We start from the raw sequence: 25,375 nt of genomic DNA on the forward strand, positions 1-25,375 counted from the left end.
GTATGAGCAAGTAATCCTGAAAGGAGAATGTGATGGCAGATGTTGACTACTTCCTGAAAATTGCTGGTATCGATGGTGAATCCACCGACTCGAAGCACGCCAATGAGATCGAGTTGATGTCGTGGTCCTGGGGCGAGTCCAACTCGGCCACGATCGGCAGCGCCACCGGCGGTGCCGGTGCGGGCCGCGTGCAGATGCAGGATTTCACGGTCTCCAAGGTGGTGGACAAGAGTTCGGTCAACCTGATGAAGACCTGCGCGATCGGCGACCACATCGACTCGATCATCCTGGTCGGGCGCAAGGCCGGTAAGGAACAGCAGGAGTACTTCAAGATCACGTTCACGGAATGCATGGTCACGTCGTACAGCGTTTCCGCTTCCGGCGATACGCCGATGGAGAGCGTTTCGTTCGCGTTCTCGAAGATCGAGATGATCTACAAGCCGCAGAAGAAGGACGGCAGCCTGGGTGGCGACATCAAGGCCAGCTACGACCTGATCACCAACAAGGGCGCCTGACGCTCGCTCTGATCGTGCAGGGCCCAACCGCCCGGATCGGCCTGGCCGGCCCGGGCGGTCGGGGTGTGTCCGCCTTTTGACGCGAAGGATGGCAAGCCATGCAGGCCGATACAATCGAGCGCTCCCTCAAGGAAGGCAATCTGGCGTCGGCGCTCGCCGCCGTCCAGGCGGCCGTCCGGGCGGAGCCCGCCCGGATCAGTCACCGCATTCTCCTGTTCCAGATCTACAGCCTGCTCGGGCAGTGGGAGAAGGCGGCCACCCAGCTGGCCACGCTGGCCGAGCTGGACAAGGAAACCCTGGCCATGGTGCAGACCTATCGGGCGGCCCTGCAGTGCGAAGCGCTGCGCCAGGAGGTCTTCGCCGGCACTCGCCTGCCGTTGCTCCTGGGCGACCCGGTCGAATGGGTCGCCTTGCTGATCCAGGCCGTCCGCCTGGACGCGGAAGGCCATCATGCCGAGGCGGCCGGCCTGCGCGGCCAGGCCTTCGAAGCGGCGCCGCAGAGCGCCGGCGACGTCGATGGCCAGGCCTTCGCCTGGCTGGCCGATGCCGACATGCGCCTCGGCCCGGTGCTCGAGGCGATCCTGGACGGCAAGTATTACTGGATTCCGTTCGAGCGTCTCAGTCGCATCGAGATCGACCCGCCCGAGGATTTGCGCGATCTGGTCTGGCTGCCGGCCACGCTGACCTTCGCCAATGGCGGCGAGAACGTGGCCCTGCTGCCGGCGCGCTACCCGGGTTCCGAGCGGGCCGAGGACGATGCCCTGAAGCTGGCTCGGCGGACCGAGTGGCGGGAGATCACCCCGGACACCTTCATCGGCCTCGGCCAGCGGATGTGGACGACGGATGCGGCCGATTACCCGCTCCTGGATGTCCGCCGGGTCACCCTGGGCAGCTGAGATGGCCGAGCCGGTCGCCAAGGAGCGACTCAATCCCTCCCTGCTCGACCGCCTGATCGACAATGAGCCGGACAAGCGCAGCGAGGCGCGCGATGCCCGGTCGTTCTCCACCGCCCGCCTGCGCGAAAGTGTCCTGCGCGACCTCAACTGGCTGTTCAACGCGACCCAGTACGATGACGCGGCCCTGGAGGACTACCCGCAGGTCCGTCGCTCGGTGGTCAACTACGGTATCCCGGCCCTGTCCGGGCGCCCGGCGGCGGCGCTCAACCTGCGCGAGGTCGAACAGATGCTGCGGCGCAGCATCATCGACTTCGAACCCCGCCTGCTGGCCGACACGGTGCGCGTGCGCGCTCAGGCCAACGACGAGGGCTTCGCCCGCCACAACGTGATCTCGTTCCGGATCGAGGCCCAGATGTGGGCCCAGCCGTATCCCATCGATCTGCTGCTGCGTACCGAGCTGGACATGGAAAGCGGCGAATCGCGGGTCGTCGAGGCGAAGCGGGAGTAGGCATGGATCCGCGTCTGCTCGACTACTACAACCAGGAGCTCCTGCACATCCGGGAGGGGGCGGCGGAGTTCGCGCGCGAATTCCCCAAGATCGCCGCCCGCCTGGGTTTGGACGCCGACGCCAAGGAATGCCCGGATCCCTACGTCGAGCGCCTGCTCGAGGGTTTCGCCTATCTGACCGGGCGCATCCAGCTGAAGATCGACTCCGAGTTTCCGGTCTTCACCCAGAATCTGCTGGAGATGGTGTACCCGGGCTACCAGGCGCCGACGCCGGCGATGGCCATCGTCCAGTTCCAGGTCGACCTCAACGAGCCGGCCCTGGCCCAGGGCGTCGCCCTGCCGCGCCAGACCGTCCTGCGTTCGCGCCTGCAGCCGGGCGAGAGCACGGCCTGCGTATTCCGCACCGCCCACGATCTCACCATGTGGCCCGTGCAACTCGCCGAGGCGCATTACCAGGGTTATCTGCCGGCCATCTCGGGGAGCGGCCCGGACCTGCCGAAATCGGCCCGCGCCGCGCTCACCCTGACGTTGAAGAGCACGGCCGGCCTGGCCTTCCGGCAGACCGCGCTGGATCGCCTGACCGTGCACCTTTCCGGCGAGGAGGGGACGGCGCACAAGCTGTACGAGCACATGTGCGCCTACACCGTCGCCGTGCTGGTGCGTCCGGCCAACGGTCGCTGGTACCGCCTGCTCGGGCCGGAGGCGGTGCAGCCGGTCGGTTTCTCCGACGAGGAGGCGCTGCTGCCGCAGTCGCCGCGCGCCTTCGGCGGTTATCGCCTGCTCAAGGAATACAGCGCCTTCCCGTCCCGCTACCTGTTCATCGACCTGGCCGGCCTGCGCCAGGCGGTGGCGGACTGCGACGGCGACAGCCTGGAGATCGTGCTGCTGCTGAACAAGCCGGATGCGGCCCTGGAGAAGGCCGTCGACGTCACCAACTTCATGCTCAATGCCGTGCCGGCGGTGAACCTGTTCGCCAAGCGTGCCGACCGCATCCACCTCAGCGAGACCAGCCACGAGTACCAGGTCGTCCCCGAGCGCATGCGGCCGATGGATTACGAGATATACGAGGTCAGCGAGGTGACCGGATACGGCTCGGGCGGCGATAGCCAGCAGGAGTTCGAGCCGTTCTACGCCATCCACGATCAGGTGACCACGCAATACGGCGCCTATTACACCCTGCGCCGGACGCCGCGCATGCTGTCCTCGGGGCAGAAGCTCAAGGGTGCCCGCTCGAGCTACATCGGCACCGAGGTGTTCCTGTCCCTGGTCGACCCTGCCCAGGCGCCCTACGCCTCCGATCTCAGCCAGCTGTCGATCAACACCCTGTGCTCCAACCGCGACCTGCCGTTGTTCCTGTCCTTGGGCAACAACAACGACTTTTCCCTCGAAGTCGCCGCCCCGGTGAGCGGTATCCGCTGCATCAAGGGCCTTCCCGGCCGGTCGCGCCGGTGCTGGAGGGCGAGACGCCCTGGCGCCTGATCAGCCACCTGTCGCTCAACTACCTGTCCCTGATCGACGCCGGGCCGCGCGAGGGTGCCGCCGCCTTGCGCGAAATGCTCGGCCTGTACGGCCTGGACATCCATTCGCCGCTGCACAAGCAGCTCGAAGGCGTACAGTCGGTGGCCGCCCGGCAGATCGTCGCGCGCATGCCGTCGGCGGCCGGGCCGATCGCCTTCGGGCGCGGCGTCGAGATCCAGCTCACCTTTGAGGAACGCCCCTTCGAGGGCAGCGGCATCTTCCTGCTCGGGGCCGTGCTGGAACGATTCTTTGCCCGGCACGCGTCACTCAATTCGTTCACCCAGACCGTGCTGAATTCAGTCAGCCGCGGAGAGATCAAGCGATGGCCGGCGAGACTCGGACAGCGTCAGGTGCTGTAGACCTGCTCGGCCACCTGGCCGAGAACCCGTACGCGTTCGGTTTCTTCCAGGCCATGCGCCGGATCGAACTGGCCGATCCGGCCAAGCCGCGCATCGGCACCAGCAAGCGCCTCAAGGACGATCTCGTCCGGTTTGCCCAGGAACCCTCCCTGGCCTTCGCCCCTTCCACCCTGCGTGCCCTGGAGCCGGCCCACGATGGCCACCCGGCCCGCCTGCTGGTCAGCTTCCTGGGGCTGCTCGGTCCCAACGGTCCGCTGCCGCTGCACCTGACCGAGTTCGCCCGCGACCGCCAACGCAACCAGGGCGACCCCACCCTGGTGCGCTTCCTGGACGTATTCCACCATCGCCTGTTGTCGCTGTTCTACCGGGCCTGGGCCCGGTCGCAGCCGACGGTGAGCCTGGACCGCCCCGCCGACGACGCCTTCGGCCACTACCTGGGGGCCTTCGGCGGCCTCGGCATGGAGAGCCTGCGCGGCCGCGACAGCGTGCCCGACTACGCCAAGATCGCCTTCACCGGCCTGTTCGCGCGCCAGGTTCGCAACGCCGGTTCCCTGGAGGTCATGCTGGCCAGCTACTTCCGGGTCCCGGTGCGCATCGAGCAATGCCGCGGCCACTGGCTGGAACTGCCGCGCGAAACCCGTACCAGCCTGAGCCGGGGCGACCCGAATGCCCGCCTGGGCGTCACGGCGGTGGCCGGCGAACGGGTCTGGGACGTCCAGAGCAAGTTTCTCATCGTGCTGGGGCCGCTGACCCTGGCCGATTACCAGCGTTTCCTGCCCGGGCAGACCAGCCTGCGGCGCCTGGCCGACTGGATACGCAACTATGTCGGCTACGAGTTCGACTGGGATCTGAATCTGGTGCTGAAGAAAGACGAGGTCCCCAGGCTCCAACTGGGCGTCGGTGGCGGCCTCGGCTGGCTGGCCTGGCTGGGCGAGCGGCGCGCGGGGCGCGATGCGGATGACATGTGGCTATGCGGTGGTTTGAGCGTCGACCGGACCTGAGCCGGCCCGGGCCGGCCCCCGGGGGCGACGCCGGAGGAGTGACATGAGGGGATTGCGCAGAATGACTGTCGACCAGGGTTTCGCCGCCGCGCTCGGCTTCGGCGCGGCGCGCTCCCGCGGCCGCCGCCGGGACGCCGGAGGTGGCCATGGCCGGTAGCAGCGTGCCCGGTGTGACCTGCAACGTGTTCAACACCGTGATCAACCACGAGGGCTCGCTGTTCAGCAAGGCCTGGTCCACGCCGGGGCCGGTTGCCGTGGAGCGCTGCAACCGGCAACTCGAAATCCGCTTCGACGGCCTTCACGTCGGGCTGGTCGTGCGCGGCAAGACCGGCATCGGCCATGCCCCGGGCGTGCTCCAGCAGCACGCCGACTGCGTGCTCCCGAACGGTGCCCCGGTCGGTTTCTTCGGCGACGGTGGCGACTGGTCGAGCGGTTGGGACCGGAGTGGCAGCAGCGGCAGCAGCGGCTCCTCCTCGGGCAGCAGCAGCCAGTCCTCCAGGCCCGGGCCGTCGGCCAGTTCGAACATCTCGGGCATGAACATGAAGGGCACGGTGTTCTATTACGAGGATTTCGAGCGCCGGCGGCCGCAGTACGTGAGTGCCGACAAGGCGCGCGAAGTGGAGGCGGTGTCGACGTTGCTGTTGGTGACGGTGACCGCCGAGCAGGCCAAGGCGTTTACGAAGTACTGGCAGGACCGGCGCGCCCAGCCGGGCGACTTCTACCTGCTCGGCCACAACTGCTCGAGCCATGCCGCCGAGGCATTCATCGAGGCGGGCATCGTCAGCGAGGGCATCCCCGGCCTGGATACCCCGGACAATTTCTACAACCAACTGGCCAACGTGCTGGGTGCGAAGGCGACTTCATACGCCGGCTATCTGGATTTCCAACGTGCGGGTGCGGGGTTCACGTGCTATGTCTATCCGACTTCGTGACCGGTTCGGATACGGCTTCGCCCGCTACGTGGCCGCGATACTCATGACCTGCGGGGTGGCGCTTATGTTCGGTTGTTCGGAGAAGGTACTGGAGTTGCGCTGGGAGTGGCCCGCCGGGCGCCAGCCCAGCCAGACGCTGGAGGTCCGCGTCGACAAGGTGAAGGCCGACGGCGGCGGCCTGTTCGGGATACGCAATTCCCCGTCCATGGCGGACGGCTTCCCGAACCCGATGATTCTGGAAGGCGAACTGCTCGGCGTGCCGTCCGGGCAGCCGTCGGTCCGGGTGCACCTGCGTTACCCGGCGCACGATTTGCCGGCCGTCGCAGTCGGCGACCGGCTCGGGCTGGCGGTGCTCGACGGCAACGTCTGCATCGGCGCCAGCAAGCTGGCGGGCCGGTGACGGCGGTCCGCCGCGGATGTCCTGGCAACAACCTGGTCCGGGGTTTCCGGGCCGACGATCGATCAATCAACAATAAGGTGTCGCTATGAGTGAGATCAGTCGCGTTTCCCTGTTCGGCAAGTTGAATCCCCTGGCCTACAAGGCCATCGAGGGCGCCACGGTGTTCTGCAAGCTGCGCGGCAACCCCTACGTCGAACTGGTGCACTGGCTGCACCAGATATTCCAGACCCAGGACAGCGACCTGCACCGCATCGTCAAACATTTCGGCCTCGACGCCGGCCGCCTCGTTACCGACATGACCTCGGCGCTGGATGCCCTGCCGCGCGGCGCCACCGCGATCTCCGACTTCTCGCCCCTGATCGAGGAGTCGGTGGAGCGCGGCTGGGTGTTCGGCACCCTGATGTTCCGCGAGGGCGCCGTGCGCACCGGCCACCTGCTGGTTGCCGGCATGAAGACGCCGACCCTGCGCAATGCCCTGCTGGCGATCTCGGGCGAGTTCAAGAAGATCAAGCCGGACGATCTCACCGAAGGCTTCGGCACCATCCTGTCCGGCTCGCCGGAGGATGTCCTGGCCGCCCAGGACGGCTCCCAAGTCGGCGGCGGCGCCGCGCCGGGCGAGGCCAGCAGCGCCATCGCCCCGGCCGCCATGGGCAAGCAGGAGGCCCTGAAGAAGTTCACCGTCAACATGACCGAGCAGGCCCGCACCGGCAAGCTCGACCCCATCGTCGGGCGCGACGAGGAGATTCGCCAGATCGTCGACATCCTGATGCGCCGGCGCCAGAACAACCCGATCCTGACCGGCGAGGCCGGCGTCGGCAAGACCGCGGTGGTGGAGGGCTTCGCCGCCCGCATCGCGCGCGGCGACGTGCCGCCGCAATTGAAGGACTGCGAGCTGCTCGCCCTCGACATCGGCCTCCTGCAGGCCGGGGCGAGCATGAAAGGCGAGTTCGAGCAGCGCCTGCGCTCGGTGATCGAGGAGGTGCAGGCCTCGCCCAAGCCGATCATCCTGTTCATGGACGAGGCCCACACCCTGGTCGGTGCCGGCGGCGCCGCCGGCACCGGCGATGCCGCCAACCTGCTCAAGCCGGCCCTGGCGCGCGGCACCCTGCGTACCGTCGCGGCGACCACCTGGGCCGAGTACAAGAAGTACTTCGAGAAGGACCCGGCCCTGACCCGGCGCTTCCAGGTCGTCCAGGTCAACGAGCCGTCCGAGCACAAGGGCATCCTGATGATGCGCGGGGTCGCCAGCACCATGGAAAAGCACCACAAGGTGCAGATCCTGGACGAGGCCCTGGAGGCCTCGGTCAAGCTGTCGCACCGCTACATCCCGGCCCGCCAGCTGCCGGACAAGTCGGTCAGCCTGCTCGACACCGCCTGCGCCCGGGTCGCGGTCAGCCTGCACGCGGTGCCGGCCGAGGTGGACGACAGCCGCAAGCGCATCGACGCCCTGGATACCGAGCAGCGCATCATCGCCCGCGAGAAGAGCATCGGCGTCGACGTCAGCGGCCGCGAGGAGATGGTGACCCAGCAGCTGCACGAGGAACACGAGCGCTTGGCCGCCCTGGAGAAGCGCTGGAACGAGGAAAAGGCCCTGGTCGACGAGTTGCTCGACACCCGGGCCAAGCTGCGCGGCGCCGCCGAGGCGGTCGAGGGCACCGGCAGCCAGCTGGAGAACGCCGCCGATGCCGCCGCCCAGGCCGCCCAGGCGCCCAAGCTGTCGGACGAGGAACGCCAGGCCCTGCTGGCCCGGCTCAAGGAACTGCAGACCCAGCTCGCCGAGCTGCAGGGCGAGCACCCGCTCATCCTGCCCACCGTCGACTACCAGGCGGTGGCCAGCGTGGTGGCGGACTGGACCGGCATCCCGGTCGGCCGCATGGCCAAGAACGAGGTCGAGACCATCCTCAACCTGCCCAAGCTGATCGGCCAGCGCATCATCGGCCAGGACCACGCCCTGGAGATGATCTCGCGCCGGATCCAGACCTCGCGTGCCGGCCTCGACAACCCGAACAAGCCGATCGGCGTGTTCATGCTCGCCGGCACCTCCGGCGTTGGCAAGACCGAGACCGCCCTGGCCTTGGCCGAGGCCCTCTACGGCGGCGAGCAGAACGTCATCACCATCAACATGAGCGAATATCAGGAGGCCCACACCGTCTCGACCCTGAAGGGTGCGCCCCCGGGATACGTCGGCTATGGCGAAGGCGGCGTGCTCACGGAGGCGGTGCGTAGGCGGCCGTATTCCGTGGTCCTGCTCGACGAGGTCGAGAAGGCCCACCCGGACGTGCACGAGATCTTCTTCCAGGTCTTCGACAAGGGCTGGATGGAGGACGGCGAGGGCCGGGTGATCGACTTCAAGAACACCCTGATCCTGCTCACCACCAACGCCGGCACCGACCTGATCATGAACCTGTGCAAGGACCCGGACCTGATCCCGGAACCGGAGGCCATCGCCAAGGCCCTGCGCGAGCCCTTGCTCAAGGTCTTCCCGCCCGCCCTCCTGGGCCGCCTGGTGGTGATCCCCTACTATCCGCTCAACGACGAGATGATCGGCATGATCGCCCGCCTGCAGCTGGGCCGCATCGCCAAGCGGATCAAGGAACACCACAAGATCCCGTTCACCTACGACGACGAGGTGGTGAAGCTGATCACCGCCCGCTGCACCGAGCTGGAGAGCGGCGGCCGCATGATCGACGCGATCCTGACCAACACCGTGCTGCCGGCCATCAGCCGGCACTTCTTGGAGCACATGATGGAGGGCAAGCCGATCGAGAAGGTCCACATCAGCGTCGCCGACGGCGAGTTCAGCTACAGCTATTCCTGAGCGGGGAGCGAAGGCGTGGCGGTCGGGTCGAATGTGGGCAGGACGGTGACGGCGGCCGGGTCGAGCGCGGCCGGGCGGGCTATACTGCGCGCAGAAGAACCGGCCGTCGCACCGGGTGGTCAGGACTGAGGAGTCGAATATGCCCCATATGCTCGAGATTGCCACGCCCCTAACGGACGGCTTCACCGTCCGCGGCGTGAGTGGCCGGGAGGAACTGGGCCGTCTGAGCGAGTATCAGGTCGATCTGATCAGCAAGAACGGCAACATCACCGCCAAGGACATCCTGGGCAAGAACGTCACGTTGAAGATCGCCCCGGAGGGCTCGACGGCGCGTTTCATCAACGGCTACGTCACCCGCTTCGCCCTGTTCGGCCAGCTGTCGACGACCGGGTACGACGCCGAGGAGGGCTACTCCTACGCCATGACGGTGCGGCCCTGGGCCTGGTTCCTGAGCCGCTCGTCGACCTGCCAGATCTTCCAGAACATGGATGTGCCGGCCATCATCAAGCAGGTGATGGACCGCACGCCGTATGCGGAGATATCCAGCTACGAGGTCAACCTGAACGGCAGCTACGCGCCCTGGGAATACTGCGTGCAGTATCGGGAGAGCGACTTCAACTTCATCAGCCGTCTGATGGAACAGGAGGGCATCTACTACTACTTCAAGCACGAGGACGGCAAACACGTCATGGTTCTGGTGGACGACCTCGGCAGCCATGAGGCCAACCGGCTCGGCAAGGCGCTGGTCTACAACGCCACCCCGGTCGAGGGGGTGTCGGGCGACTACTACATCACCCGTTGGGACAGCACCGTGGCGATCCAGCCCGGCCGCTATGCCGTCGACGATTTCGACTTCACGAAACCGCGTGCCGACCTCGGCAAGGCCAAGGACGTCACGCGCGAGCACGACATGTCCGGATTCGAGATGTTCGATTATCCGGGCGAATACGTGGAGGGGTCGGACGGCGAGCACTATGCCCAGGTGCGCATCCACGAGTTGCAGTGCCAGTACGAGATCTGCCGCGGCGCCACCCGCTTCCACGGGCTCGACGTCGGGGCGCTGTTCACCTTGGAGGAACATCCCGTCGGTGCCCAGAACCGGGAATACCTGGTCACGTCGAGCAACTTCCAGGCGGTGGATGCGACCACCTCCTCGGGCGGCAGCCCGCTGGACTTCCGCTGCAGTTTCAACGCCATGCCGAAGGGCGAGGTCAGTTTCCGGCCCGAGCGCATGACCCCCAAGCCCATCGTCCAGGGGCCGCAGACGGCTATCGTGGTCGGCCCGGACGGCGACGAGATACACACCGACGAGTACGCCCGGGTGAAGGTCCAGTTCCATTGGGACCGCTATGGCAAGTCCGACGAGGACAGCTCGTGCTGGATACGGGTATCGCAGGTCTGGGCGGGCAAGGCCTGGGGGGGCTTGGCCCTGCCGCGCATCGGCCAGGAGGTGATCGTCGGATTCCTGGAAGGCGACCCGGACCAGCCGATCATCACCGGCCGGGTCTACAACGCCGACCAGCCGCCGCCGTATGCCTTGCCGGACCGCAACACCGTCACCACCCTGGTCAGTCGCAGTTCGCCGGATGGCACGGCGGAGAACTACAACGAACTGCGCTTCGAGGACAAGAAGGGCGACGAACACATCTTCATCCAGGCCGAGAAGGACTATCTCACCCTGGTCAAGAACGACCGCGTCGAGTGGACCAAGAACGAATACCACCTCAAGATCGACCAGAAGCGTTTCGAGGAAACCGGCGGCGACCGCCACGACAAGAGCAAGGGGGACTTCAACTCCGAGGTCACCGGCGAACTGTCGCTGAAGGTCGACCAGAACCATCAGCACGAGGTCGGCCAGGGTTACAACCTCAAGGCCGGGCAGGCCATCCACCTGAAGGCCGGCACCACCCTGGTGATCGAGGCGGGGACCTCCATGTCGTTGAAGGTGGGCGGCAGCTTCGTCAACATCGGTCCGAGCGGTGTCGACATCTCGGGGCCGATGGTCAAGATCAACAGCGGCGGCAGCGCGGGCAGCGGCGCCGGGGCCACGCCCAAGGCGCCGGACCCGCCGCGCGAGCTCGAGGACATCTACAGCGACAAGCAGTCCGAGTTGCCGGAGCGCGTGCCACCGCAGGCGGTCAAATACTCGTCCCAGGCGGCGGCATTCAAGGACGCTTCGGCCAGCGGCACGCCGTTCTGCGAAGTCTGCGCGGGGCTCTAAATGGCACGTCACAGCGACTTCATGAAACGGGAACTGTTCCTGCCGGAAGGGGCGAACGTCTACGCCATCCTGGACGGCGCGGCCATCCCCGCCCTGCTCGTGCAGCTGCACGGCGAGCAGGCGCCGGCCCATTTCGAATGCCTGTTGCCCGGGACCCTGACCCCGGACATGCTCGAGGTGGCGCCCTACCTGGTACAGCTCGAGCCGGACGCCCCCTTCACCGACTGGCTGCTGGAAGCCGGTTGGGGCCAGCACTGGGGCATCTTCGCCCTCAGCCCGCTCGACTTCCAGTCGGTCCGCTACCATTTCCGCTCGCTGGTCCGGGTCTACGACGAGGCCGGCAAGCGCTACCTGTTCTTCCGCTATTACGATCCCCGGGTGCTGCGCATCTTCCTGCCCACCTGCCGCGAGCACCAGCTCGCCGAGATGTTCGGTCCGGTCGACCTCTACCTGGCGGAGAGCGAAAGCGCTACCGAGCTGTTGAGTTACCGGCTCGAAGAAGGCGCCCTGGCGGCCGGCAAGGTCGTCGTGCCCGCGGCCGGCTGACCGGACGGAGCCGACATCGTGCTACATATCGACAGTGCCATGTACGAGGCCATCGCCCAGGCCATGCGGGCGACCTTCAAGCGCCGGGAGGTCGATCGGGTGCGCCAGCTCTTTCCCGCGTATGCCGCGGCGCTGGGCGAGCCGGGCCTGGTCGCGCTCGCCGACCTGGCGGGCCTCCGGGCCGAACGGCGCGGCTACCTCGCCGAGCCGGAGATCATGCTCTGGCTCGACCTGATGGTGCGCTTGGGCGTTGCCTTCGACGACGATCCCCTGCTGCCCTGGGCCGGACGCTTCCCCGAGGCCGCCGGCGAAGGCGGCAAGCGGCTGCAGGAATTGGGCGACCGAGCCCAGGATTACCTGGCCAAGGTGGCCGGCCCCGGTGGCGAACGCCTCGCCGCGGCGCTCGGCCGCTTTGCCGCGGCGGGCGTGGACGAACTGGTCGTCCGCCCGGTCGAGTCGTCCGACCAGTTGGCGGAAACGCTCGCCAGGCTGTATCCGGAGAAACACCAGGCGGCCGGCTACCCCGCCGTGCAGGCCTTCATGCAGGGGACCATCGCCGCCGGCCTGCAGGCGGGCATCCGGGCCAAGGACCGCATCGTCCTGACGATCGAGTTCGACTACCTGTTCGGCTGGGGTGCCACCGCCAGCCCGGTGTTCCAGGCGGCCCTGGCCGGCCCGGCGGCGGCGGAGCTACCGGTGGCGGACCTGCTCGCGCGCATGCAGGCGTTCGCCCGCCGCCTGGCGGGCAAGCCGTCGGGAGGGCGCTGAATGGGCGACGGAGCGCCCGGCAACCCGGTCACCTCATGCCCCAAGCAGTCGGGTTGGGACGCAACGCAGAAGGCGGCCATCGAGCAGGCACTCAAGGACCAGAAGACCATGCTCGAGGCGCGCAAGGCGGAACTGGAGCGCTGGAACGAGGCGGACAAGAAGAAGTTCAAGGATTGCTTCGGGAGCGATTCGGACGCCGCACGCGACAAGGTCAAGGACCGGGTCGACAAGATGTTGGAACTGAACAAGGGCTATACGGCCGACAACGTTGCGCCCGGCGACCCACCCAAGGACAACCGTTTCGCCTACGTCTATCCGAACGACGACAAGAAGGTCTACGTGGACAAGGCCTTCTGGTCGGCGCCGGCCACCGGCGCCGATTCCAAGGCCGGCGTGCTGTGCCACGAGATGTCGCACTTCAATTCGGTCGGCGCCACCAAGGACCACGTCTACGGCACGGCCGGCAGCAAGGCCCTGGCCAAGAGCGCCCCGGACAAGGCCCTGACCAACGCCGACAATTTCGAATACTTCTGCGAGGGTGCCTGTGGCAGTTAGGCCCTGGCCATGGCGGCTGTGCGCAGCGGCCCTGGCCGCGGTCGCCCTGGCCGCCTGCGCCGCAACCGAGCGAGTCGAGACTATGGAACCGAACACCCTCAGCGTCACCCTGGAAGTGGTCAGGCACGGTACCGGGCTCTACGCCCAACTCCGCTTCAGCAACCCCGGCAAGCTCCCCTTCGCGCTCGAGCGCAGTCTTTCGGGCGAGGACGTCCCGGCTGGCCGGGCGCTGTTCGAGGTGGTCGACGAGAACGGTGCGGAGGTGCCTTTCATCGGAATGTCGGGCAAGCGGGATGCCCCCGAATTCCCGGACGACTACGTCGTCGTGCAGCCCGGTGCCGAGTTGCGGACCATCTACCCGTTCGACAAGGAATATGCCTTTCCCACCACCGGCAAGCGCTACCGGATCCGTTACGACGTGGTCAACACCCTGCCCGACGAGAAGGGGCTGGCGTTCCTGACTTCGAACCCGGCCGGGTTCACCTATCCCTGAGGACGGGTGCGCCCGGCAGCAAGACATTGGAGGCAACATGACTGGCGGACGTCTGGATTTCGCATTCCAATTCGGTACCGGAGAAGCGCCTGAGGCCGACGCCGGCGACGAGCGGCTGAGCATCCTGGTCCTGGCCGACCTGGCCGGCAACCGCGAACGTGAGTTGTCCCTCGCGGCGCGCACCCCGGTGTCGATCGACGTCGACAATGCCGAGCGGGTGCTGGCCCGCTTCGCCCCCGCGCTGTCCCTGGCCGTGGCCGATCCGGACGGGGGGGCGCGCCGCGTCGAACTGACCTTCGCCAGCCTGGATGACTTCCACCCCGACAACCTGTTCCGACATTCCGCCGCCTTCGCCGACCTGCGTGGCCTGCGCGAGGAGCTCGGCGACCCGGCCAGCTTCGCCCGGGCCGCCGCGGCGCTCGGCCTCGCCGCCGGAGCGGTGCCGGCAACGGCCGGGATACCGGCCGAGAGCGACAGCGACATGCTCACCCGCCTGCTCGGCCGGGCCCCCGAACCGGCCCAGCCGGCCAGCCCCGGGTTGGTGGACCGGCTGGTACGCGAGGCGGTCGCCGACCATGTCGTGCCCGATGCGCCCCTCGGTCGGGACGAGGCCTACGCGCACCTGGACCGGCTGATCGCCGGGCGCATGCGCGCCATCCTGCACCACCCCGATTTCCAGCGTCTCGAGGCGGCTTGGCGGGGGGTCTGGAAACTGGCGACCGAGCTGGACACCGACAATGCCGTGCGGCTGGCGGTGCTGGACCTTCGCCGGGCCGAACTGGCCGCCGACCTGGCGGTCCCCGCCGGCGACCTGTCCGGAACGGCCATGGCCCGGCTGCTCGGCGGCGCCGGCGCCGCGCTCGACGAGGGGGCGCGCTGGTCCCTGCTGGTGGCCGACTTCGGCTTCGGTCCCGAGGTCACCGACGTCGCCCTGCTGGCGGCGTTGGGCACCTTGGCAGGCCGGGTCGGTGCGCCGCTGCTGGGCGGCGCCGATGCGCGCGTCCTGGGTGTCGCCGACCTCGCTGACCTGGCGCCTGCCGCACAATGGCAGCCGGCTAGCGCACCGGCCCTGGCCGCCTGGCAGGCGCTGCGCCGCAGCCCGGCGGCCGGATGGCTCGGGCTCGCCCTGCCGCGGGTGCTGGTCCGCCTGCCCTACGGGGCCGGGGGCGAAGCGGTCGAAGCGTTCGCCTTCGAGGAACTGGCCGACGGTTCCGGTCATGCCGGTTATCTGTGGGGCAATCCGGCCTATGCCCTGGCCTGGCTGGTCGGCCAGGGGTGGGGCGAGGAGGGGGCGGGCATGGACGTCTCGGCGCGCCTCAACGTCACCGACCTGCCCAGTCATGTGGTGCGCGATGCGGATGGCGAGCCGCGCCAGCAGGCCTGTGCCGAGTTCTACCTCAGCGACTCGGCCGCCGAAGCCATCCTGGCGCGCGGCGTGATGCCGCTGATCAGTTTCCGGGGCCGCAATTATGCGCGGCTGCTGCGCTGGCAGTCGCTGGCCGACCCGGCGCGGGGCCTGCCCGGGGTGCTGGCCGGCTGACTGCGGGTCAGGGGATCATGTGGGTGAACTGCCCGGGCACCACGACCTCGATCATGCCGCCGAAGCTGCAGACCAGCTTGGAATTGGTGTCGAGCGCCGGCTGGTTGGCGATCAGTACCGTGGTCTGGCCCGGTATCCAGGGTGCCGCCGTGGCCGGCGTGCAGGCTGCCGGCGTCGGGGTGCCGAGCGCGGCTGCGGTGGCGGCCGCGACCGCCGGGTTGCCCGGACAGTTGCAAAGCGGGAACGGCGCGATGTTGGTCATCGGGATGTGATCCATGATGTTGGCCGCCGGCTGGTTGCTGGTCAGCGTCCTGTTGGTCGGCAAGACTGTCAGCATGCTGGGCCCCAGGCCGAAGGTGCATTTGAGTACGGCGGTGTTGCATACCTGTTGGGACATGGGACCCCCTGCTCGATGGATTGGTCAGTCTTGGCCGTGGCCAGGGCGGGAGCCGTGGAGGTACCCGCCGTTGGTCATTCTAGACGCCGGCGGCGCCTGTTCCAACAGCCCGGCCGCGCGCCGCGCCCGGCTCGACGTGCCGGGATGCGGGCTGCATAATTAATTTTTCGCTTACCAGCCAGTCTTTCATGCAGCTCATATTACGCGCCACCAGTGCGCCGCCCGGCGTCTCGCTCGTGTCATCCGCCTTCGGTACCGCCGGCGGGAGCATCGGCCGCAATCCGGGCTGCACGCTGATCCTCCCGGACCCGAACCGTTACATCTCCCGTGTCCATGCCGAGATTCGCCAACAGGACGGCCATTTCTATTTGAAGGTGTTGTCGAAGGTCAATCCGGTACTGGTCAACGGCTCGCCCATCGGCTTCAACCAGATGACCGAACTGTCGGCAGGGGATGTCCTGACCCTTGGGGACTACGGCTTCGTGGCCGAGGTGAGCGATGGCGAACCGGCTGCCCAGGGTGGCTTCGGGAGCACGGATCCCTTCGCCATGTTCGACGGCATGGTTCAGCCCCGGGGGGCGCCCGGCGAGGATACGCTCAAGCAGGATCCGTTCTACCGCGAGGATGAGCCGGACGACGGTCCCAGCACGGTATGGGGCGGAATCGGCGCGGAGCCCGCGGGCAGCGACCTCGCCGACATGGTGCAGGCCGCGTCGGTACCCGAGGGCGATTCCCTGCTCGGCATCCTGCAATCCGGCACCGCCAAGCCGTCCGCCCCCTCCCGGCCCGCGCCCAGCCGGCCGGCGAGCCTGGACGAGAATGCTGTGGACCGCTTCCTGGGTACGGGGCTCGATGTCGACTCGGCACTTTCTAGCCCGTCGAGCTCGCTGTCGGATTCGACCCTGCCTGGCTCCGGTGGCATGGCCGGCCACGTCGACCACGTCCACGACATCAACCTGCCATTCAACGCGCCAGGCCGCCAGGGCGGCGCGCGCACGGCGCCGCCTGCACCCGCTACGCCGGCGGCGCCGCCGGGGCGGCTGGATGACGCCATGTTCGACGACCTGTTGGGTTCCCTGTCCGGGGCTCCGCAAGCGGCTCCGGCGGCGCCACCCGCGGCGGCCGGCGCGCCGGCCGACGACCTGTTCTCGGTCCTGGACAACCTGTTGGGCGTGGAGGCGCCGGCCAGGCCGGCGCCTCCACCGCCGCCTCCCCCAGCCGCGGCCGCTCCGGTCGACTGGCCGGTCGACGAGGTTGCCGTGCCGTCGCCGTCGCCGTCGCCGACGCCGGCCGCGCCGGCACCGTCAGCGCCGGCACCGTCAGCGCCGGTCGGGGCCGGTGGCGACCGTCTGCTCGCCAAGTTGGCCGAAGGCCTGAACATGCCGGGCCTGAAGGTGGCGCCGGACGACGCCGAAGCCTTCATGCTGGAACTGGGCCGCATGTTCCGCATCGCCGTCGAGGGCGTGCATACCCTGCTGCTGCTGCGTGCCGAGGTGAAGAAGGAATTGCGTGCCGAGGATCGCACCATGATCGCCTCGCGCGAGAACAATCCGCTCAAGCATACCGAGACGGTCGAGGAGGCCCTCAACTACCTGCTCGCCTACGGTGCGCCCAATGCCGCCTTCCTGCCGCCGGCCCGTGCCATGGCGGATGCATTCAACGATATGCGTGCGCATGAACTGGCGGTCATGGCCGGCATGCGGGCCGGGCTGCAGGGCGTTCTGAAACGTTTCGACCCCAAGGCCCTGGAGCCCCGTATCAAGAAGGCCGGCGCACTCGATTCCGTGGTGCCGGCGCTCTACAAGGCGAAGCTGTGGGACACCTATACGGAGTTCTACAAGGACATCGAAAGCGAAGCCGAGGACCATTTCGACAAACTGTTCGGGCGCGAATTCGTGCGCGCCTACATGGAACAGACCAAGCAACTGAAGAAGACCAAGAAGACCTGATGCAAGCCAATACCAACGACACCGGGGCCGTGGCCGAGAGCCTGGCCGTCATCAAGCGCGGCTGTGAGGAGCTCCTCCTCGAGGCCGAACTGGTCACCAAGCTCAAGCGAGGCAAGCCGCTGCGCGTCAAAGCCGGGTTCGATCCCACCGCGCCCGATCTCCATCTCGGCCACACCGTGCTGATCAACAAGTTGCGCCAGTTCCAGGAACTGGGCCACGAGGTGATGTTCCTGATCGGCGATTTCACCGGCATGATCGGCGATCCGACCGGCAAGAACGTCACCCGCAAGCCGCTCTCGCGCGACGACGTCATCGAGAACGCCAAGACCTACGAGCAGCAGATCTACAAGATACTGGACCCGGAAAAGACGCTGGTGATGTTCAACTCCAGCTGGATGGGCGAGATGAACGCCGCCGACCTCATCCAGCTCGCCGCCAAGCACACGGTGGCCCGCATGCTCGAACGGGACGACTTCGCCAAGCGCTACAGCGGCGGCCAGCCGATCGCCATTCACGAATTCCTGTACCCGCTCATCCAGGGTTACGACTCCGTCGCCATGAAGGCCGACGTCGAACTGGGCGGTACCGACCAGAAGTTCAACCTGCTGGTCGGTCGCGAGTTGCAGAAGCATTACGGCCAGGAGCCCCAGGTGGTGCTCACCATGCCCATCCTGGAGGGGCTGGACGGGGTCCAGAAGATGTCCAAGTCGCTCGGCAACTACATCGGCATCGCCGAGCCGCCGAACGAGATGTTCGGCAAGCTGATGTCGGTCTCCGACGACCTCATGTGGCGCTATATCGAATTGCTCTCCTTCGAGTCGCTGGCCACGATGGCGCAATGGCGGCGGGACGTGGCCGAGGGGCGCAATCCGCGCGACATCAAGGTGACGCTGGCCCAGGAGATCATCACCCGCTTCCATGACCGTGCCGCGGCGGAGAAGGCGCTGGCCGACTTCGAGGCCCGCTTCCGGCAGGGCGCGATCCCCGACGACATTGCCGAGGTGACGCTCGACGGCGGGCAGGCGGGCTTGCCGGTGACCCAACTGCTCAAGCAGGCGGGCCTGGTGGCCAGTACCTCCGAGGCGATGCGCCAGATCGACGGCGGCGGCGTGCGCCTGGACGGCGAAAAGGTGGCCGACAAGGCGCTTCTCGTGGCCAAGGGCAGCACCGTGGTGGCCCAGGTCGGCAAACGAAAGTTCGCCCGCGTCCACGTCGCCTGAGGCAAGTGTTTGATTGTCTAAGGGGTGTGCCGCGTTCGTAACGAGATCGTAAAAAAACTGTTGACGTCCGGTAACGGCTCGGTAGAATGCGCCCCTCTTCGCTGCTGCAGACAAGGCGGCAGCGAGGAAACGAAGAGGTAGTTGTGGTTTGGTAAGCGGCCCGATGGGCAGTCACCCGAAGCAAAAAAATAGCTGAGGGGGTTGACGAAGCGAACTGAATCGCGAATAATTCCGCTTCTCGCTAGTTGATGTAGCGACACGCGAAAGCGAACTGATCTTTAAAAAGTTAGAACAGCCTTTAAGAGGTGTGGGCATTGAGTTGAGGCATAGGCTGCTGCTTAGGCGGTGGCTGAAGGCTAAAAGGTAGACTGAATGCTCATATTTCTAAGTTAATTCTGAGAGATATTGAGTGGCCTACGAAACTGTAGGTAATGAGTAGCAAGATTGAACTGAAGAGTTTGATCCTGGCTCAGATTGAACGCTGGCGGAATGCTTTACACATGCAAGTCGAGCGGTAGACCCTTTCGGGGGTTGAGAGCGGCGAACGGGTGAGTAATGCATCGGAACGTGCCCAGTCGTGGGGGACAACTAGTCGAAAGATTAGCTAATACCGCATACGACCTGAGGGTGAAAGTGGGGGATCTTCGGACCTCACGCGATTGGAGCGGCCGATGTCAGATTAGCTAGTTGGTGGGGTAAAGGCCTACCAAGGCGACGATCTGTAGCGGGTCTGAGAGGATGATCCGCCACACTGGGACTGAGACACGGCCCAGACTCCTACGGGAGGCAGCAGTGGGGAATTTTGGACAATGGGCGCAAGCCTGATCCAGCCATTCCGCGTGCAGGAAGAAGGCCTTCGGGTTGTAAACTGCTTTCGGACGGAAAGAAATCGCCTTGGTTAATACCTGAGGTGGATGACGGTACCGTAAGAAGAAGCACCGGCTAACTACGTGCCAGCAGCCGCGGTAATACGTAGGGTGCGAGCGTTAATCGGAATTACTGGGCGTAAAGCGTGCGCAGGCGGATATTTAAGTCAGATGTGAAATCCCCGGGCTTAACCTGGGAATTGCATTTGAAACTGGATGTCTAGAGTGCGTCAGAGGGGGGTGGAATTCCACGTGTAGCAGTGAAATGCGTAGAGATGTGGAGGAACACCGATGGCGAAGGCAGCCCCCTGGGATGACACTGACGCTCATGCACGAAAGCGTGGGGAGCAAACAGGATTAGATACCCTGGTAGTCCACGCCCTAAACGATGTCAACTAGCTGTTGGGTGCGAGAGTACTTAGTAGCGAAGCTAACGCGTGAAGTTGACCGCCTGGGGAGTACGGCCGCAAGGTTGAAACTCAAAGGAATTGACGGGGGCCCGCACAAGCGGTGGATGATGTGGATTAATTCGATGCAACGCGAAGAACCTTACCTACCCTTGACATGCCAGGAACTTGCCAGAGATGGCTTGGTGCCCGAAAGGGAACCTGGACACAGGTGCTGCATGGCTGTCGTCAGCTCGTGTCGTGAGATGTTGGGTTAAGTCCCGCAACGAGCGCAACCCTTGCCATTAGTTGCTACGAAAGGGCACTCTAATGGGACTGCCGGTGACAAACCGGAGGAAGGTGGGGATGACGTCAAGTCCTCATGGCCCTTATGGGTAGGGCTTCACACGTCATACAATGGTCGGTACAGAGGGTTGCCAACCCGCGAGGGGGAGCCAATCCCAGAAAACCGATCGTAGTCCGGATCGTAGTCTGCAACTCGACTACGTGAAGTCGGAATCGCTAGTAATCGCAGGTCAGCATACTGCGGTGAATACGTTCCCGGGCCTTGTACACACCGCCCGTCACACCATGGGAGTAGGTTGCTCCAGAAGTAGGTAGCCTAACCGTAAGGAGGGCGCTTACCACGGAGTGATCCATGACTGGGGTGAAGTCGTAACAAGGTAGCCGTATCGGAAGGTGCGGCTGGATCACCTCCTTTCTAGAGCGCGCTTTGACTTAGTGCTCACACTTCTAGAGGCTGTTTTATCAGACCGAGGGCTTGTAGCTCAGTTGGTTAGAGCACACGCTTGATAAGCGTGGGGTCGCTGGTTCAAATCCAGCCAGGCCCACCAGTTTAAGCGGGGGATTAGCTCAGCTGGGAGAGCACCTGCTTTGCAAGCAGGGGGTCGTCGGTTCGATCCCGTCATCCTCCACCATCAGTTTGCAGATCCAAGTGATTGCGTGATTGCTTGGATCTGTTCAATTGAGCAGAGGCTGATCTTTAACAATTTGGAAGAAGAAGTTTGACTCATATTGATGAGATATGAATCAAACCTGGGTTAGATTGCGTCGAGTTACGCTTTTAGTCGAGCGTAGCGAGACAAACACAACCTGTAATGTTGGAACCTCGGAAGAGGGTTCAAGGTTATAGGGTCAAGTGACTAAGTGCATGTGGTGGATGCCTTGGCGACAACAGGCGATGAAGGACGTGCAAGCCTGCGAAAAGCTCGGGGGAGCTGGCAACGAAGCTTTGATCCCGAGATATCCGAATGGGGAAACCCGGCCCTTTTGGGTCATCCCTGACTGAATACATAGGTCAGCGGAAGCGAACCTGGTGAACTGAAACATCTAAGTAGCCAGAGGAAAAGAAATCAACCGAGATTCCCAAAGTAGTGGCGAGCGAAATGGGACGAGCCTGCATATCTAAACCATCTTGTTAGCGGAACGGTCTGGAAAGTCCGGCGATAGTGGGTGATAGCCCCGTACGCGAAAACGAGATGGCGGGTCTAAGTATGCGAAAAGTAGGGCGGGGCACGTGGAATCCTGTCTGAACATGGGGGGACCATCCTCCAAGGCTAAATACTCGTTGTCGACCGATAGTGAACCAGTACCGTGAGGGAAAGGCGAAAAGAACCCCGGGAGGGGAGTGAAATAGATCCTGAAACCGCATGCATACAAACAGTGGGAGCCTCGCAAGGGGTGACTGCGTACCTTTTGTATAATGGGTCAGCGACTTACGTTCAGTTGCGAGCTTAACCGAATAGGGGAGGCGCAGCGAAAGCGAGTCTGAACAGGGCGTTCAGTAGCTGGGCGTAGACCCGAAACCGGATGATCTATCCATGGCCAGGTTGAAGGTGCGGTAACACGCACTGGAGGACCGAACCCACTAGTGTTGCAAAACTAGGGGATGAGCTGTGGATAGGGGTGAAAGGCTAAACAAATCCGGAGATAGCTGGTTCTCCTCGAAAACTATTTAGGTAGTGCGTCGCACGGACACCTACGGGGGTAGAGCACTGTAATCGTTGGGGGGGTCGTCTAGATCTACCCCGCGATAGCAAACTCCGAATACCGTAGAGTGATATGCGGCAGACAGACATCGGGTGCTAACGTCCGGTGTCAAGAGGGAAACAACCCAGACCCACAGCTAAGGTCCCAAATCTAGACTAAGTGGTAAACGAAGTGAGAAGGCATAGACAGCCAGGAAGTTGGCTTAGAAGCAGCCACCCTTCAAAGAAAGCGTAATAGCTCACTGGTCGAGTCTTCTTGCGCGGAAGATGTAACGGGGCTAAGTCTAGAACCGAAGCTTGGGATGTGTACTTTGTACACGTGGTAGAGGAGCGTTCCGTAGGCCTGCGAAGGTGTCCTGTGAGGGATGCTGGAGGTATCGGAAGTGCGAATGCTGACATGAGTAGCGATAAAACGGGTGAAAAGCCCGTTCGCCGGAAGCCCAAGGTTTCCTGCGCAACGTTCATCGGCGCAGGGTGAGTCGGCCCCTAAGGCGAGGCAGAGATGCGTAGCTGATGGGAAACAGGTCAATATTCCTGTACCTTCGTTAATTGCGATGGGGGGACGGAGAAAGGTAGGCCAGCCGGGTGTTGGATGTCCCGGTTTAAGCGTGTAGGTGTGCCCCTTAGGCAAATCCGGGGGGCTTAACTGAGGCGTGATGACGAGGTCTCTTTGAGACCGAAGTGGTTGATCCTAAGCTTCCAAGAAAAGCCTCTAAGCTTCAGATTAACGAAGACCGTACCGCAAACCGACACAGGTGGGCAGGGTGAGAATCCTAAGGCGCTTGAGAGAACTCTGGAGAAGGAACTCGGCAAATTGACACCGTAACTTCGGGATAAGGTGTGCCCCGGTAGTGTGTAGAGCCTCGCGCTTGAAGCACGATGGGGTTGCAGTGAAATGGTGGCTGCGACTGTTTAACAAAAACACAGCACTCTGCAAACACGAAAGTGGACGTATAGGGTGTGACGCCTGCCCGGTGCCGGAAGGTTAAGTGATGGGGTGCAAGCTCTTGATCGAAGCCCCGGTAAACGGCGGCCGTAACTATAACGGTCCTAAGGTAGCGAAATTCCTTGTCGGGTAAGTTCCGACCCGCACGAATGGCGTAACGATGGCCACACTGTCTCCTCCAGAGACTCAGCGAAATTGAAGTGTTTGTGAAGATGCAATCTCCCCGCGGCTAGACGGAAAGACCCCATGAACCTTTACTGTAGCTTTGCATTGGACTTTGACGGGACTTGTGTAGGATAGGTGGGAGGCTGTGAAGCGGTGACGCCAGTCATCGTGGAGCCAACCTTGAAATACCACCCTGGTGTCGTTGAGGTTCTAACCTAGGTCCCTAATCGGGATCGGGGACCGTGCATGGTAGGCAGTTTGACTGGGGCGGTCTCCTCCCAAAGCGTAACGGAGGAGCACGAAGGTTCGCTAGACACGGTCGGAAATCGTGTTGATAGTGCATAGGCATAAGCGAGCTTGACTGCGAGACAGACAGGTCGAGCAGGTGCGAAAGCAGGTCTAAGTGATCCGGTGGTTCTGTATGGAAGGGCCATCGCTCAACGGATAAAAGGTACTCTGGGGATAACAGGCTGATTCCGCCCAAGAGTTCACATCGACGGCGGAGTTTGGCACCTCGATGTCGGCTCATCTCATCCTGGGGCTGTAGCCGGTCCCAAGGGTATGGCTGTTCGCCATTTAAAGAGGTACGTGAGCTGGGTTCAAAACGTCGTGAGACAGTTTGGTCCCTATCTGCCGTGGGCGTTGGAGATTTGACGGGGGCTGCTCCTAGTACGAGAGGACCGGAGTGGACGCATCTCTGGTGTACCGGTTATCACGCCAGTGGTATCGCCGGGTAGCTAAATGCGGAAGAGATAAACGCTGAAAGCATCTAAGCGTGAAACTCGCCTGAAGATGAGATCTCCCGGGGACTTGATCCCCTTGAAGGGTCGTTGAAGACTACAACGTTGATAGGTTGGGTGTGGAAGCGCGGTAACGCGTTAAGCTAACCAATACTAATTGCCCGTACGGCTTGACCCTATAACCTTGAATACATTCAAGGCAGCAATCTGCCCAGGAACTTCTTCTTCTCGATCAGTTACAGACAAGAACATCGTCCGGGTGTTCAAGAACACCCGGGCTAACAGTTATGTCTGGCGAACATAGCGGAGTGGTACCACCCCTTCCCTTCCCGAACAGGACCGTGAAACGCTCCAGCGCCGATGATAGTGCCTCTACAGGTGTGAAAGTAGGTCATCGCCAGACTCCTATCCCAAAAAGCCCACCCCACGGTGGGCTTTTTTATTTGGGCCGCGCCTTACGACAACCGTTTACAATCTCGAATCGTTTTCGAGAGGAGTAGTGTCGTGGACCAACAAGAACTTTCCAAAGAGCAGCAAATCATGCGCGCAATGCGCAAGACCCTGACCTCGATCGTGCGCGATTGCGCGCCGCGCGACGGTCAGCCGAGCCCGCTGACGGAGGCCACGGTGGAGAACATCCGCATGTGTCTGGGTCTGATCTCCACCCGCGAGGCCGAACTGGCCGAGGCGCTCGGTCTGTCCCGCAACGAACGGCCGCGTTTCGTCGACGAGCCGCCGACGGCGGAGGTCATGCAGTTCCTGAGCCCGGCTGGTCGCAAGGACCATTGATGGCCGAAGCCATCACCGACCTGGTCGGCGTGGACGGCGGCGGCATCGTGCGCACCGGCCCGGTCGTCGTCTACGCGCCGGGTGGGCGCAACCGCAAGCGATTCCCGGACAATTGCGTGACCACCTATCCGGATGAGCACTCGGCCCGTGCGGCTGCCCGCCCGGATGACGGCTACCATGCGGCGATTGCCAGCGGTCCGTCGCGATCCTCCGAAGGTTTCTATCTCTTTTACCTGTTGCGCTGGCTGGATTGACGGCCGCGTCGGGGCGGTAACAAACGCTTACAGTTTGCAACCCGGTGGCAACCGCTGGCTAACCGGCGGCTCTTAAAGTGGCATCAACCACGGTGAATTCGCAGCGTGGCATGAGCCCAAAGGAGCAAGTCATGAAAGCCAGCAATCTCGTCAAGACCCTCATCGCCAGCACCCTGCTGAGCGCCACCTTCGTCGCCGGCAGCGCCGTTGCGGATGGCGGCTACGGCTACTACGGCAACCCCGGCCGTGCGCCCGCCTACCAGGCGAACGAACGTTTCGACTACCGCTACAACGATGCCAGGACCATGCGCTACGTTGACCAGATGCAGGCCCAGCAACGGGCCCGGATCGAGCAGGGCATCCGGAGCGGCGAGTTGACCCAGAAGGAGGCCGCGCGTTTGCTGGCCGAGCAGAGGAACATCGAGCGCATGCAATCCAAATACATGGCGGATGCCCGGCTCGCGCCGAAAGAGCGCCAGCGCCTGATGAATGAGCTGGAAGACGCCAGCCGCAACATCTGGCGGGAAAAGCACGACGCCCAGGAGCGGAACGATTTCCGTCCGCCCTGGTACGCGTATCGTTAAG

At 64.3% G+C, this 25,375-nt stretch carries 21 protein-coding genes, 2 tRNA genes and 3 rRNA genes; 25 read left to right on the forward strand and 1 reads right to left on the reverse strand.

The annotated features are described in order from the left end of the window. Positions 1–32 precede the first annotated feature (32 nt). The 15 genes from EZJ19_RS00435 (at position 33) to EZJ19_RS00500 (ending at position 15,069) form a co-directional block, all read left to right on the forward strand. On the forward strand, positions 33–515 hold the full coding sequence (locus tag EZJ19_RS00435; protein WP_131444335.1) for an Hcp family type VI secretion system effector: 483 nt from the start codon (positions 33–35) through the stop codon (positions 513–515). Between the two features lie 98 nt (positions 516–613). Beyond that, positions 614–1,411, forward strand: a complete 798-nt coding sequence (locus tag EZJ19_RS00440; protein ID WP_131444336.1) for a type VI secretion system accessory protein TagJ — start codon at positions 614–616, stop codon at positions 1,409–1,411. A gap of 1 nt (position 1,412) precedes the next feature. After that, complete coding sequence (gene tssE, locus EZJ19_RS00445) at positions 1,413–1,919, forward strand: type VI secretion system baseplate subunit TssE (protein ID WP_131444337.1); 507 nt, start codon at positions 1,413–1,415, stop codon at positions 1,917–1,919. A gap of 2 nt (positions 1,920–1,921) precedes the next feature. Then, the gene (gene tssF / locus EZJ19_RS00450; RefSeq protein WP_240754602.1) at positions 1,922–3,397 is read left to right on the forward strand and encodes a type VI secretion system baseplate subunit TssF; all 1,476 of its coding nucleotides are present in this window, start codon (positions 1,922–1,924) and stop codon (positions 3,395–3,397) included. Continuing rightward, positions 3,367–3,795, forward strand: coding sequence for a type VI secretion system baseplate subunit TssF (locus tag EZJ19_RS16120; protein ID WP_240754603.1), 429 nt, complete (start codon positions 3,367–3,369; stop codon positions 3,793–3,795). Before tssF ends, EZJ19_RS16120 begins: the two co-directional genes overlap by 31 nt. Then, a complete protein-coding gene (tssG, locus tag EZJ19_RS00455) occupies positions 3,759–4,796 on the forward strand; it encodes a type VI secretion system baseplate subunit TssG (RefSeq protein ID WP_131444338.1) in 1,038 nt (345 codons plus the stop codon). Before EZJ19_RS16120 ends, tssG begins: the two co-directional genes overlap by 37 nt. 146 nt (positions 4,797–4,942) lie before the next feature. After that, on the forward strand, positions 4,943–5,728 hold the full coding sequence (locus EZJ19_RS00460; RefSeq protein WP_131444339.1) for a hypothetical protein: 786 nt from the start codon (positions 4,943–4,945) through the stop codon (positions 5,726–5,728). Next, positions 5,709–6,128: a hypothetical protein gene (locus tag EZJ19_RS00465; protein WP_131444340.1), complete on the forward strand. Its 420-nt coding sequence runs from the start codon at positions 5,709–5,711 to the stop codon at positions 6,126–6,128. The genes EZJ19_RS00460 and EZJ19_RS00465 overlap by 20 nt, the downstream gene beginning before the upstream one ends. An 85-nt stretch (positions 6,129–6,213) precedes the next feature. Beyond that, complete coding sequence (gene tssH / locus EZJ19_RS00470; RefSeq protein WP_131444341.1) at positions 6,214–8,946, forward strand: type VI secretion system ATPase TssH; 2,733 nt, start codon at positions 6,214–6,216, stop codon at positions 8,944–8,946. Positions 8,947–9,085: 139 nt separating this feature from the next. Next, a complete protein-coding gene (locus EZJ19_RS00475) occupies positions 9,086–11,167 on the forward strand; it encodes a type VI secretion system Vgr family protein (protein ID WP_131444342.1) in 2,082 nt (693 codons plus the stop codon). Then, positions 11,168–11,713: a DUF4123 domain-containing protein gene (locus EZJ19_RS00480; protein ID WP_131444343.1), complete on the forward strand. Its 546-nt coding sequence runs from the start codon at positions 11,168–11,170 to the stop codon at positions 11,711–11,713. Between the two features lie 18 nt (positions 11,714–11,731). Then, on the forward strand, positions 11,732–12,481 hold the full coding sequence (locus EZJ19_RS00485; protein ID WP_131444344.1) for a hypothetical protein: 750 nt from the start codon (positions 11,732–11,734) through the stop codon (positions 12,479–12,481). Next, positions 12,482–13,036, forward strand: a complete 555-nt coding sequence (locus EZJ19_RS00490; protein WP_131444345.1) for a M35 family metallo-endopeptidase — start codon at positions 12,482–12,484, stop codon at positions 13,034–13,036. Between the two features lie 82 nt (positions 13,037–13,118). Beyond that, positions 13,119–13,529 (forward strand): hypothetical protein, encoded by a 411-nt coding sequence (locus EZJ19_RS00495; RefSeq protein WP_131444346.1) that lies wholly within the window; start codon positions 13,119–13,121, stop codon positions 13,527–13,529. A gap of 37 nt (positions 13,530–13,566) precedes the next feature. Then, positions 13,567–15,069, forward strand: a complete 1,503-nt coding sequence (locus EZJ19_RS00500; protein ID WP_131444347.1) for a type VI secretion system contractile sheath domain-containing protein — start codon at positions 13,567–13,569, stop codon at positions 15,067–15,069. Between the two features lie 7 nt (positions 15,070–15,076). Here EZJ19_RS00500 and EZJ19_RS00505 read toward each other — a convergent pair whose 3' ends face one another. Then, entirely contained in the window at positions 15,077–15,466 is a 390-nt protein-coding gene (locus EZJ19_RS00505) for a DUF4280 domain-containing protein (protein ID WP_131444348.1), read from the reverse strand. Positions 15,467–15,654: 188 nt separating this feature from the next. On the opposite strand from EZJ19_RS00505, the gene tagH reads away from it, so the two are divergent. The 10 genes from tagH to EZJ19_RS00555 all read left to right on the forward strand — a co-directional run bounded on the left by tagH (position 15,655) and on the right by EZJ19_RS00555 (position 25,374). Beyond that, a complete protein-coding gene (gene tagH, locus EZJ19_RS00510; protein WP_131444349.1) occupies positions 15,655–17,415 on the forward strand; it encodes a type VI secretion system-associated FHA domain protein TagH in 1,761 nt (586 codons plus the stop codon). Beyond that, a complete protein-coding gene (gene tyrS / locus EZJ19_RS00515) occupies positions 17,415–18,635 on the forward strand; it encodes a tyrosine--tRNA ligase (RefSeq protein WP_131444350.1) in 1,221 nt (406 codons plus the stop codon). Before tagH ends, tyrS begins: the two co-directional genes overlap by 1 nt. A 446-nt stretch (positions 18,636–19,081) precedes the next feature. After that, positions 19,082–20,608: ribosomal RNA gene (locus EZJ19_RS00520) — 16S ribosomal RNA — on the forward strand. A gap of 56 nt (positions 20,609–20,664) precedes the next feature. Continuing rightward, positions 20,665–20,741, forward strand: a tRNA-Ile gene (locus EZJ19_RS00525). Between the two features lie 8 nt (positions 20,742–20,749). Further along, a tRNA-Ala gene (locus EZJ19_RS00530) sits at positions 20,750–20,825 on the forward strand. A gap of 215 nt (positions 20,826–21,040) precedes the next feature. Next, positions 21,041–23,925 (forward strand): 23S ribosomal RNA (locus tag EZJ19_RS00535). A gap of 112 nt (positions 23,926–24,037) precedes the next feature. After that, positions 24,038–24,150 (forward strand): 5S ribosomal RNA (gene rrf, locus EZJ19_RS00540). The 16S, 23S and 5S rRNA genes sit together here with 2 tRNA genes alongside, the layout of an rRNA operon. 101 nt (positions 24,151–24,251) lie before the next feature. Continuing rightward, positions 24,252–24,536, forward strand: coding sequence for a hypothetical protein (locus EZJ19_RS00545; protein WP_131444351.1), 285 nt, complete (start codon positions 24,252–24,254; stop codon positions 24,534–24,536). Next, positions 24,536–24,790, forward strand: a complete 255-nt coding sequence (locus tag EZJ19_RS00550; RefSeq protein WP_131444352.1) for a hypothetical protein — start codon at positions 24,536–24,538, stop codon at positions 24,788–24,790. The genes EZJ19_RS00545 and EZJ19_RS00550 overlap by 1 nt, the downstream gene beginning before the upstream one ends. A 131-nt stretch (positions 24,791–24,921) precedes the next feature. Then, complete coding sequence (locus tag EZJ19_RS00555; protein WP_131444353.1) at positions 24,922–25,374, forward strand: hypothetical protein; 453 nt, start codon at positions 24,922–24,924, stop codon at positions 25,372–25,374. Position 25,375: the final 1 nt, after the last annotated feature.

Origin of the sequence: Parasulfuritortus cantonensis (assembly GCF_004337445.1) — a bacterium.
GTDB lineage: Bacteria > Pseudomonadota > Gammaproteobacteria > Burkholderiales > Thiobacillaceae > Parasulfuritortus > Parasulfuritortus cantonensis.